Below are 11,527 nucleotides of genomic sequence, written 5' to 3'. Positions count from 1 at the left end.
AACACCCGATCCCATCCCGAACTCGGCCGTGAAATCCTTCAGCGCCCATGGTACTGCGTCTTAAGGCGTGGGAGAGTCGGTCGTCGCCAGGTCTTTCAATCACAGGAACACACAACAAAAAAGGGCCTCAAAAAAAGGCCCTCTTTTTATTTGTACAAACAACACATCACCTCAACGCGGGGTGGAGCAGCCCGGTAGCTCGTCAGGCTCATAACCTGAAGGTCGCAGGTTCAAATCCTGCCCCCGCAACCATAGCGTAACCAGTGACTCTTGGAATCTTGATATATCGAAACAGGATTCTCCGTCAAGGTGCAAATTGGTACAGGGTGGACAACTGCCTCTAACAGAGGAGGCGGATTTCTTGCATTTCCAAGGGTTTAGATAGCAAAAAACCTCATGACGGCAATCATGAGGTTCTGCTAGAGGTGATATCACCTATAAAAGCTTGCTTATGGCTTTTTATGGCTCTGATTTTACCTCATCTGACATCGGTGTAAAGCAAAAAACGCCTAGAGGCGTAACGACTTTTTGCACCCTGTCAGGGAGATGTTTCCGAATATAGAGTGATAGAAGAATCGGTTTATTACCAAGACCTTAACGGTATGACCTCGAAACCATTTGGGGTTGCAAAGAGGGTTTGCGAGGACTCTCTTAACGCGAATGTGTTCACCTATGCAGAGGTTAAAAAGCTCTCTCTCGACTTCCGGCCATCGGAAGAAATCAGCTTTCAGCGCATTCACCGGGCCATAGACTATGGATTAACGGATCTCAAGCTCAGTGAGCGGACTTTGCTGTCTGTACTTTTGTGCAGGTTGAACGTCGATCAACTGAAATCCGGAGATTGTTATGTCTGGATGGGCAACTGGTTGCTGTGCCGGATTTTGCGGATCGGTGATCGGGCCTTGCGTGGCCTGAAGGCTTCTCTTGAGAGAAAAGGATTGTTGTTGCGCCATTATGACAAGCGCAATCGTCCTGTCGAAAAAGGGGCACTGGATCTGCGGCCGTTTCTGTGTCGTCTCCCCGAACTCCTCGAAAAGAGCGAAGCGCTTTTCAATGAATCAAGAGACCGTTTCGAAGATCAAAGACAGGGTACGTCATGGACCAGTTCGGAGGAGGAATACAGATTCCGGGAGGGGGGAAATGAGATTCCCCCTAACAGTCATAACCTAACAGAAGATGTTTCTGTACAGGGTGAAGAGGAAAAGGAGCCGCTGATCGCGGCAAGCAATCATGACCTGCAGGGCGATGAAGCTCCTGATTGTCTCACTGATGATGGCACAGAGGCCGATATGGGCTTACCAAAGGTAAGAGCTTTTTGGCGCGGCTGTGGGCAGCCTGGCTCACAGCGGTACAGAACCGCCGTTGAGCAGCTCAAGGCCTTGCGTGTGATCGATGAAAGCTTTGGCCAACTCATCGATGATCATTCCATTGAGAGCGGTGATGTGGATGCGATTTTATGCGCCACGGCCGCCTATGTGGATACCCATTTTGCTCCAAAGAGAAACCCCCGGGAAACGTTGATCTGGGGGTTGCGCAAGCATGGCTGGAAAGCCTGCTTGATTGCTGTTCTGGCCCAGGCTGATGATAGTATTCTGAAGCCTGACAACTGGTTTGGTTTTATGTGTTCCAGAGATCAGGGCGCTTTGGATCTCACCGAGAATCTTGAGCGTGTCTTGAAGGTTGAAGCAAAAGAACAAGCGGCTGAAGTTGCTGAAGAGGAGCGCGAACAGCTGGCCGGGATTGCCCGGGAGAGGGAGTCTGTAGCTGCAGAACAGAAACGCTTGCTCGATGAGGGCAAGGCACAGTGGAAAAAAGCCGTTGCCCTGGTCGCTGAAGAAGAGCCGGACCTGCATGCAAACTTCTTGAGAGGTCTTGTTTTTGCGGGATGCAAGGAAGGAGTTCTCTACCTCAGCTCCCAGCAGAAATTCATTTTTGATCATGCGCTACGAGACCATCAGGCATGGCTGCAGATCCTTGAAACCGTGGGACTGATCGTCAGTGACATTCGCTATGCCGGGAAACCACGGGGAAGTGATTTGTCATGATCAGAAAGACGGTACCGCTTTTGTTTGCCTTGAGCTTTTTGCTTTGTTTGCCAGCGAGTGCAAAGTCTCTGATCGGAAAAGCCCGTGTTGTTGATGGTGACACGATCATTGTGTCCGGAGAGCGTTTGCGGCTGATGGGCTTTGATGCTCCGGAGAGCAAGCAGACCTGCTTGTCTCCTGTCGGGATTGAACGGCCTTGCGGTCGCAAGGCGACTGAATATCTCGATCTGGTTTTGTCGACCGTTGATCACCAGGTCGCCTGCAAGACCTTTGGCCAGGACAGGTATCAAAGGACACTTGCCAGGTGTGTGATTGGTGATCTCTATTTGGGGAGCTGGATGGTGCGATCCGGTCATGCTGTTGTCTGGCCCCGGGGTGATCAGTGGTATCTGGCCGATCAGGATGATGCTCGTCTGGCTAAGCGTGGTTTATGGGCTGGCCAGTTTGAGTTCCCCTGGGTTTGGAGGAGAGCGCGATGATCATGACAAGCTCTATGTGGTTAGCTCTCTCGAAAAGTCAGTTTTTTCCGGAACCGTAACTTTTGTCGCGGACCAGTTTTAAGGGAGGACGTCAAGGTTGACCAGCCCCCATCTGGTGATCCAACCTTTAAGTTAGATTTTGACACTATAAACCGTCCAGCTGTGGCGGCTGGAGCATAGCGTAAGCTGGAACAGCTGGACGGGGCAAGACTGTTGTGACCTGCCACCATTGAAATGTTCCATTGTTTGAATTCCCCTGGGAGTGGAGGAGGAGCAGATGATCCTTTGTTGAGCAATCAATGACGCCGTTGGAAATAATATTTTAAATGGGAAATTCTGGTTCAAACAATTCATATATCAGTTGAAAATATATTCATTTTGAAATTGCCGTGTAATTTTTTTAACGAACAGTCCTGCCTGTAGCTATTTGGCAAAGTGGGATATGGTTCATCTGTTTTCGAATGCTTTGTGTCTGTCTAAAATAGAATAATAGCTATAAATTAAATAAAAATCGAAACGATAGTTTTTTTGAACCATTGCCACAAGAATGACACAGACCTAGAAGAGCGCCTCTTGGTTGTTATTTGGGTTATTCGTTTTGCGGTGGATTCTTTATATTGGTTGGGTTGTCTGTGTTGTGGCTGCCGTGGGTACAGGTGCCTTTGCTGCAACGCCTTCGGATTTGGAATTGATCCAGCAGCAGCAACGACAGATTCAACAGCAAAATGAAAACAGAATCAGGCAGCTTGAGCAGCAAAGGCGGCAGGAAACGCCAGGCGGTTTGGACATCAAACCGCTTGAGGTCACCCCGGATGCCGGCGAGCAGAGCTGTACGAACATCAGGGAAATCGAGATCGAGGGGGGAGAAACCCTCGCTGATGAGGTCCGGGATGTGGTCACTGCTTTTGAGGGGCGGTGCCTGAACATTACAGATCTCAACAATCTGCTCAAAAAGGTGACCAATCTTTTTGTCGAGGCTGGCTATGTGACCACCCGGGCCTATATTCCTGCCCAGGATACCTCTGATGGTCTTCTCCGTATTGAAATCATTGACGGGACAATCAACCGCTTCGAAAGCGGTGAGGAGTGGGACAATCGTTTCGAGTTTCTAACCGCCTTTCCGGGGCTGGAAGGAGAAAAACTGAATATCCGCGATCTGGAGCAGGGACTGGATCAAATGAACCGCCTTCCTTCCAACAATGCCAAACTGAATTTGGTGCCTGGAGAAAAGGTTGGTGAAACGGTCGTCCGGATTGAAAACAATCCTTCAAAACCTTTCAGGCTTGCACCAGGCATCAGCAATTCAGGCAGTGAGAGCACGGGGGAACAGCAGATCAAGTTCAGCGGACAACTGGACAATCTCTTTGGTGTGAATGATTTCTGGAGCCTTGATTACAGCAAATCCCTTCATGCTGGCCCGGGGCGGGGCAGTCGCAGCTTTTCCGGTTTCCTTTCTGTTCCCTATGGCTACTGGACCCTGTCCTTTTCCGGTGATTACTTTGAATATGAAAGCGAGATTGAGGGCTCTGTTCAAACCTTCAGTTCCAGCGGTACCAGCAGAAGTTACAAGGCTGAAATTGAACGGGTGGTACACAGGGATGCCGAAAGCAAATCTTCTGTTGCTGTTTATCTGCGCAACAAGAAAAATCGAAATTTTATTGATGATGCCCTTCTGGAGACCTCAAGCCGTGAGCTGAGCATTTTCGGCAGTCGCTTTTCTCACAGTCGCAGGTTTTATGACGGTGTTCTTTCGGGAAGTCTTGATTACAACAGAGGGCTCAGGCTTTTCGGTGCGCTGAAGGATGCTCCCGGTATCGGTGAAGGACCGCGCGCACAGTTCGACAAGTTTGAAGCTTCCCTCAATTACTATCGCCCTTTCAGTATTCTTGATGAGAATTTCAGCTGGAGCAGCAATCTGGTAACCCAGTGGAGCCCGGATAGCCTCTACAGCACCGAGCGCATTTCAATCGGAGGGCAGTCGACGGTTCGCGGGTTCAAGGAAAGCTCTTTGTCCGGTGATGTGGGCGGGTATTTGCGCAATGAACTGATCTGGCAGGTGCCACAGACAGGGATTGCGGAGCTGGATCATTTGCTGGGACGACCTAGCCTCTTTGCCGCCTATGACATCGGCAAAATCCGTTCGGACAATGATGATGCCTTCGAGCGGGGAACGCTACAGGGTATTGCTGCAGGGATCCGCCTGAACAGTGGCTTTGCGAGTGGTTCACTGGTTTTTGCACGCCCGCTCAGCGCTCCTTCCTTTATCGAAACACAAAGCAATGAGGTCTATCTGGACCTCAAAATCAACTTCTAGGTGATCGCATGAAAAACGTCCTCAAGAACAGCATAGCTCTGGTTCTGGTCTTTAACATGACGATCAGTCCGGTTTTCTCTGCCTTTGCCCAGGGGATCACCGTTGATGGAGGTGCAGCTGCGAGCAACCAGCCTGATCTGGGTACTGCGCCCAACGGTGTGCCGCTTGTCAATATTGTCCGGCCCAACGGAGCAGGGCTGTCTCACAACAAGTATCTGGATTTCAATGTCACCAGTCAGGGCGTGATTCTGAACAACAGCACCACGGTGGGTGTGTCCCAGCTCGGTGGAGCGCTGAACAGCAATCCCAATCTGGTTGGCACATCCGGTGCAAGCATTATTCTGAACGAGGTGACCAGCACGAACCGTTCCCTGCTGGAGGGGCATACGGAGATCTTCGGGCGCTCTGCCGAATACATTTTGGCCAACCCGAACGGGATTACCTGTAACGGTTGCGGTTTTATCAACACGCCACGCAGCACTCTGACAACCGGAACGCCCACTTTGGCGCCGGGCGGTGCCCTGCAATCGCTTTCTGTTGAGGGCGGGGATGTTGTCATCGGAGGAAGCGGGCTTGATGCCAGTGCGCTTGACTACTTTGACATTGTCAGTCGTTCTGCCGAGATCAATGCGGCCATCAATGCGCGGGAACTGACGATCACGACCGGTCGCAATGATTACGACTATGTCACCCGCTCGGCCTCTGCAAAGGCGGATGACGGTTCGACAGCTCCGGCCTTTGCGCTCGATTCCACAGCTCTGGGCGGCATGTATGCCAACCGTATTACCCTGGTGGGAACCGAGGCTGGTGTGGGTGTCCGGCTGGCGGGCGATATGGCCGCAACAGGTGGTGATCTGAGCCTGAACGCAGATGGAACCCTGAGTGTGGGCAAGGTCACAGCGAGCAACCAGCTGACTCTCCGTTCGACAAACGGTGACGTTCAGGTGAACGGCAATGCCTACGGAGGTACAACGCTTTCAGCCGAAGCAGGAAACGGAACGGTGACTTTCAGCACGGGGACCACATCCGGGGCTCAAAACAGCGTTACGCTCAATGCACAGAATGTCACGCTGGAGGACAATGCAGCGCTGGTGGCCGGTCTGGCTGCGGATGGCAAGACCACACAGGCCGGTGCGCTCAGTACAACGGTTTCCGATACTTTCCACAACCGCAAGGGGCTTGTGTCCAGTGGTGGGGATATCACGCTCAATGCAGAGAACCTCAACAATGATGAAGGGATTCTGCTGGCTGTTGACAATATTGTTCTGCAAGGCGCAGCCGGCGGCAAAAGCCAGTCTGTCATCAACCAGTCCGGAACGATTGAAACGGCCCGGGGTGATATTACAGTCCGCACCGAAAATCTGACCAATCGGAAGAAGCTTTTCACAACATCGACGAACGAGATCTATCGGGAAAATCATGCCTTCAGTAATCAGTCGCATCCGGGCTGTAATTCCGTACCGGGGGCAGGGATTTCACCGGAAGGCTGTGCTTATTTTTCCGGCCGGGATATCGCGGTTGTTCCTCACTGGGAGCGCGACAACTTTACGGCCTATTACAGCGGTTTTGGAACGATCACTGACTGGGTTGTTGAAAGTGTCGTGGATCAGGATTCCGATGCAGCCCTGATTTCCTCGGGTCGTGATCTGACGATTGAAGCAACGAACCTGCAAAATTCGCACAGTGATATTTCGGCCCTGAACGACATCGTGATCACAGGCACAAGCCTCAATAACACAGGCACCAAGCTGACAAGGGATTACTATGTCTACAGCAGTTATGGCGGGCACACGCGCTGTTATGGTGGCGTCTGTCGGTGGATTGAGGGTGGCCCTGGTTCTGCGTTGCTGGAGCGCAATGAATTTGCCGCTGTCAATGCCACGATTATGGCTGGTGGAAATATCACGGGAGATATTGCGGGGCAGATTGACAACACCACGATTGTGGAAACAGCAGACAGCCTGAACATCAAACGCAAGAACTATATCAATGAAGTGGGGGATGTGACCTCGACGCCGGATGGTGATGTCCCACTGCTGGATATCACAGACCTGAGCGATCCGGGACCTTTGCTGGTGAGCAACCCTGATCCGACAGCACCGGGCCCCCTGATTGAATCGCGGTTTGAATTCACGGACCTCGGGACCTTCTATGGCTCGGACTACTTCCTGAACGCCAATGGCCTGACACCGGGGGATGCGCAGTACGAAGCCCTGCCGCGTCGTTTGGGTGATGCCTTTGTGGACACCCGTCTGGTGCGTGATGCCATCATCCGTCAAACGGGAGCACGCTGGCTTAACCCGGCGGTCCGTGATGACATCGCCCAGATGAAAGCCTTGCTGGACAATGGTGTGGCGCAGGCGGGTGCTCTGCAGCTGGCTGTCGGTGTTTCGCTGAGTGAGGAACAGCTTGCGGCGCTGACCAGCGATATCGTCTGGTATGTGACAGAGACTGTCGACGGGCAGGAGGTTCTGGTCCCGCGCCTCTATCTCGCACAGAACAGCCGCAGCAAGCTCCTGCCCAGAGGTGGAGCCATCGCAGCGGGGGCAGATTTGAACCTGAACGCGGGGCAGTTCCTGGGCAACAGTGGCGTGCTGAGCGCGGCCAACGATCTGAATCTTGAGGCAACAGAAAACCTGCGCAACAGCAGCGGGACCATTTCGGCCGGGCGCAATGTGCGTCTGGTGGCGACCAATGGCGATGTTATCAACGAAACAGCAAGCTACGAACTGCGGACAGAGGGAACGGATATCCAGACCGTTCGCAATGCGCGCGGTGAAATCCTTGCGGGCGGCACACTGGATGTCGTGGCTGGAAATGACATTGTGATCCGTGGTGCGGATCTGGCCGCAACAGGTGATGCCGCTCTGAGCGCGGGGAGGACAGTTGATGTCACTACCATCGAACTGCGTGATAAAAAGCATTTCAGCTATTCGCACGGCTATACGAATATCGACAGTACAAATTATGTCGGTTCGACGGTTCTGACCGATGGCAATCTGGTGATCACGGCCGGGGAAGATCTGAGCATCAAGGGCTCTGCCGTGGCAGCAGGCGGTGATCTGAGCTTGCGCGCAACAGAGGATGTCACCATCACTGCTGCAGCGGATCGTAAGGCTTATGACTTTAAGTCGAAGAAAAAGACCTTTGGCGGTTCGGCTTCACGCGAAGGGCGTGGACTGGAGATTACCCAGCAAGGCTCTGCTGTCGGGGCAGGCAACACTCTGGTGATTGAAGCCGGTGAGGATGCAAGGGTTACAGCCTCCGGCCTCAATGCCGGGAGTGATCTGTCTGTGACGGCGGACAACATCACGCTTGATACAGCAGAAAACTACGATTTTGATTACTCCAAACGCAAGAAATCCGGTTTCTTTGCGGATGGTTCTTTCGGTGTGAACGGCGTCTCTGTTTCTGCCGGATACCGCAAGGAAAAGCACACAAAGACAGAAGAAAGCATCACGCAGGTGACCTCTGCACTGGGAGCGGGGCAGGATATCACTCTGAACGCGCGTGAGAATGTTGTGGTTGAGTCTGCGAACCTGCAGGCCGGGCGCGATGTCACGATCACTGCTGCAGAGTCCGTAGACCTGCGCGCCTCGCAGGACCTCTATAACCGGCAGGAAGAGCACAAGATCAAGCAGGTCGGTATCACGCTGTCTCTGCAACAGAATGTGACAAATGCGATTGAGTCCGTTGCCAAACTACCCAAGTCTGCCACAGCGGGCGAAGGCTCTGCAGGAGCCAAAGGGCTGACTGCAGCGTCAGAAGTCTTGCGCTCGGTTTCTGCTGTGATGACAGCCATTGAAACACCGGTCTCGGCCTCTGCAACACTGGGGGTTTCCTCCTCTGAGGAGAGGACTTCTGAATCCAGCTCGACAGCCCGTGTGGCCTCTGTTTCCGCAGGGCAGAACGTTACGGTTACAGCCGGGGAGGATATCACTGGCGAAGGGGTGCAAATTGCGGCGGGCAACGATGTCACGTTGGATGCCGGTGATGATCTGGAGCTGAAGTCTGCGCAAAACACCTACAACCTTGATCATGAGAGCAGCAGCAAGTCGGCTTCTGTTGGTGTCACAGCCGGGATCGGGCCTCAGGGGCCGTCTGTCTCTGCCACTGCCACACTGGCGGCACACAATGCGGAGCGTTCTGTTGACAGCTTGAGCCACAGCAACAGCCGGATCACCTCTGGCGGGGATACGGTGCTGAACTCGGGTGATGACACCACACTTGAAGGCGCGCTGGTCGAGGCCCAGGGAGGGATTACGACCAACACCGGAGGTGATTTGACTGTTGCTTCTGTGCAGGACACGAGCCTTATTGATGGCAACAGCAGGGGTGGTTCCATTGGCCTGACCACTGGAATTTCCGGTGGTTCCCAAAACCATGGCGACAACCCGAGCCCCGGTGCGGGCGGTCTGGGCCTGAACGGTTCGATCTCTGCAGGGCGTGAGGAGGGCTCAAAGGCCTGGGTGAGCGAACAGTCGGGTTTGATCGCAAAGGGGGATGTCGATGTCAATACAGGTGGTCACACCCAACTGGACGGGGCTGTGATTGCCTCGACCGAAGGCGATGTGTCGATTGACACCGAAAGCTTCGACTACAGTGACATTCAGGACCATGACGCTTACGAAAACATCAGTGGTACTCTTTCCGGTTCTGTAACCCTGAGCGAGGGGCAACAGAGCAACAGTGAACCTTCCCTGACGGATCAACTGGCGGCCCTGCCCACTGTTGATGGCAGCTACGAAAGCCGTGAACGCGAGCAGATCACGCGCGCCACTGTCGCTGCGCCAAATGGTTCCGCGACGATCACCATCCGCGCCAACCCCGATCAGGGCCTTGAGGGCCTGAACTCCGTTCTGGAAAAAGCGCAGGAGATCACCAGGGAAAAGCAGACCAAAGTCAAGGTCTACATTGATCCGAAGGCAATTGGTGGCGTTGTTGATGGCGTAGAGACAATTTTGAATGAACTGAGCGCTTTGACATCTGAAGATGTCGAAGTTGGAGAAGGTCTGGCAGCACAGGCAGAACAACTGAATGATATCAGAAGAGAGGCAATCCGAAATGGTTTGAGCACTGAAGAGGCTGCGCAGTTAATTCAGGACCCTGAAATGGCTTCTGCCCTTTTGGTCAATGCGAATTTATCCGATGTTGAGGCCTATTACGCTGCAAAAGGTCTTGAGATACCCTTTGAGACAAAGATGCTTATTCTGAATGGAGTAACTCCTGTCTTTAAGGATGGTGAACTTGTTCTGACAGCACCGGGTCGAGTTTCTGTTGAAACAGTACGGATCGAGAACAACGAGAACGGTGATCCTCAGTATGCGACCAGAGCAGTCATTGAGTATCTACCGCCAACGAGTCCTGGTGGTAATGATTACATTACAGCAATTACGGAAACGGATTATGATCGCGGTGAAGTTTTTGCGTCAGTACTGAGCAGTGCAGCTCCTCTTGCTGAGGGGTTGAGGAAACTTCAGCAGGATTATCCGGATGCTGTTGCGCTAACATCTAAAGCTTTGATAGCCGTTGGGGAACTGTATAGCGTCGCTCAGGTTGCTTTTGCCTATCATGTTGGTGGCGATGAAGCTGTTGCCCGGCAAGAGAGAATCAATCAGGCTCTTGAGGATGCTGTTACGCATGGTCAGGAATATCTTGATAGCTTCATCAATGAAATAGCTCAGGAAAATGCTTTAAGCACAAAAGAAGTGGATGACCTGAAACTGGCGGGTCAGACTATTCTGGTTGCTGCTGGCGTCATTGGAGGAAGTCCCAAAATCACTTCAAAAAGCTTCAGGCAAGCTGGAGTGTTGAAGGGGAATGGTGGTGGTGCTACAAATAGAATATCCTCATGGGAAGGCGTTGATACTACAAGTAGAGGGACCGGTGCTGACGTCCCGGACAACGTTGCGGGTTGGGTAAAAGGGCCGGATGGCTCTTCAATTCCAATCCAAAAGACAGCAAATGGACAACCTGACTGGAAGCGTTTCTTGCAGGATAACGCTGAGGTGACCAGTATATCTGGTAGCGTGGATTCGGGTTTGGTTCGCTTCACACAGAGCAGTATAAGTGGCAATTTTAGCGATGGACGTTCAGTCGATGATCTTGTGACCGGTTTGAGAAATGGAACAGTTGATCCATCTTCTTTGCCGCCCATTCGAACTTTTGAAGTTAACGGGCAGCTGTATTCGTTAGACAACAGGCGCCTGTACGCATATCAGAAAGCTGGTATTGATGTTCCAACACAACCGGCTACCACTGCTGAAATCACACGTGATACTTTCAAGTTCACAACGCCAAATGGTGGGCAGGACATATTAGTGAGAGGGCGATAAGCAGATGACGGAGATACGCACGAGTTCAGAATTTGCAGAAGCACTCTCAACGCTTTTGGATGACAAGTCGTTCCCAGCAGAAAATGTTGATACGCGCAGATTTATTGAAGCCATGCAGGCTTGGCTTAAAGATGTCGAAGGCAATAATAACTGGTTCGAAAATCCAAGTGATGCCCATATCACTTGGTCGGATTTGTATAAGCTTTTGCAAGCATCAGCCGTTTACGAATAGTTCACCTTTCCAACTCTTTTGCCGGTAGTATTGGTCGATTGGTGGGGCTACCGGTTGCTCTTCCCGAGAATCAGGATAACAGAGCAATTGGATGAGGCACTTGAGGACTTAAGCTTTGAGGC

5 protein-coding genes, 1 tRNA gene and 1 rRNA gene are annotated in these 11,527 nt (G+C 52.3%); all 7 read left to right on the top strand.

Translation table 11 applies throughout. The annotated features are described in order from the left end of the window. Nucleotides 1–92: ribosomal RNA gene (gene rrf / locus AAAH10_RS16230) — 5S ribosomal RNA — on the top strand; the annotation flags it as partial. 83 nt (nt 93–175) lie between these two features. Then, nucleotides 176–252: transfer RNA gene (locus tag AAAH10_RS16225), tRNA-Met, on the top strand. 311 nt (nt 253–563) lie between these two features. Further along, on the top strand, nt 564–2,045 hold the full coding sequence (locus AAAH10_RS16220) for a hypothetical protein (RefSeq protein ID WP_343565492.1): 1,482 nt from the start codon (nt 564–566) through the stop codon (nt 2,043–2,045). Continuing rightward, entirely contained in the window at nt 2,042–2,524 is a 483-nt protein-coding gene (locus tag AAAH10_RS16215; RefSeq protein ID WP_343565490.1) for a thermonuclease family protein, read from the top strand. The genes AAAH10_RS16220 and AAAH10_RS16215 overlap by 4 nt, the downstream gene beginning before the upstream one ends. 598 nt (nt 2,525–3,122) lie before the next feature. Further along, nucleotides 3,123–4,838 carry a ShlB/FhaC/HecB family hemolysin secretion/activation protein gene (locus tag AAAH10_RS16210; RefSeq protein WP_343565488.1) on the top strand — a complete coding sequence of 572 codons (1,716 nt, stop codon included), beginning with the start codon at nt 3,123–3,125 and terminating at the stop codon, nt 4,836–4,838. Between the two features lie 8 nt (nt 4,839–4,846). Then, a complete protein-coding gene (locus tag AAAH10_RS16205) occupies nt 4,847–11,173 on the top strand; it encodes a hemagglutinin repeat-containing protein (RefSeq protein ID WP_343565486.1) in 6,327 nt (2,108 codons plus the stop codon). Nucleotides 11,174–11,177: 4 nt separating this feature from the next. Beyond that, on the top strand, nt 11,178–11,405 hold the full coding sequence (locus AAAH10_RS16200; protein WP_343565484.1) for a DUF7660 family protein: 228 nt from the start codon (nt 11,178–11,180) through the stop codon (nt 11,403–11,405). Nucleotides 11,406–11,527: the final 122 nt, after the last annotated feature.

The sequence above is a fragment of the Carbonatibacter coralli genome, assembly GCF_039592655.1.
GTDB classification, from domain to species: Bacteria; Pseudomonadota; Alphaproteobacteria; order Kiloniellales; family Kiloniellaceae; genus Carbonatibacter; species Carbonatibacter coralli.
The sequence above is the reverse complement of the archived record's forward strand: the minus strand, read 5'-3'. Positions and strand labels throughout refer to the sequence as shown.

Coding starts and splice junctions, on each gene's coding strand:
- AAAH10_RS16215 (WP_343565490.1), top strand. CDS start 2,042: ATGATCAGAAAGACGGTACCGCTTTTGTTTGCCTTGAGCTTTTTGCTT.
- AAAH10_RS16205 (WP_343565486.1), top strand. CDS start 4,847: ATGAAAAACGTCCTCAAGAACAGCATAGCTCTGGTTCTGGTCTTTAAC.
- AAAH10_RS16200 (WP_343565484.1), top strand. CDS start 11,178: ATGACGGAGATACGCACGAGTTCAGAATTTGCAGAAGCACTCTCAACG.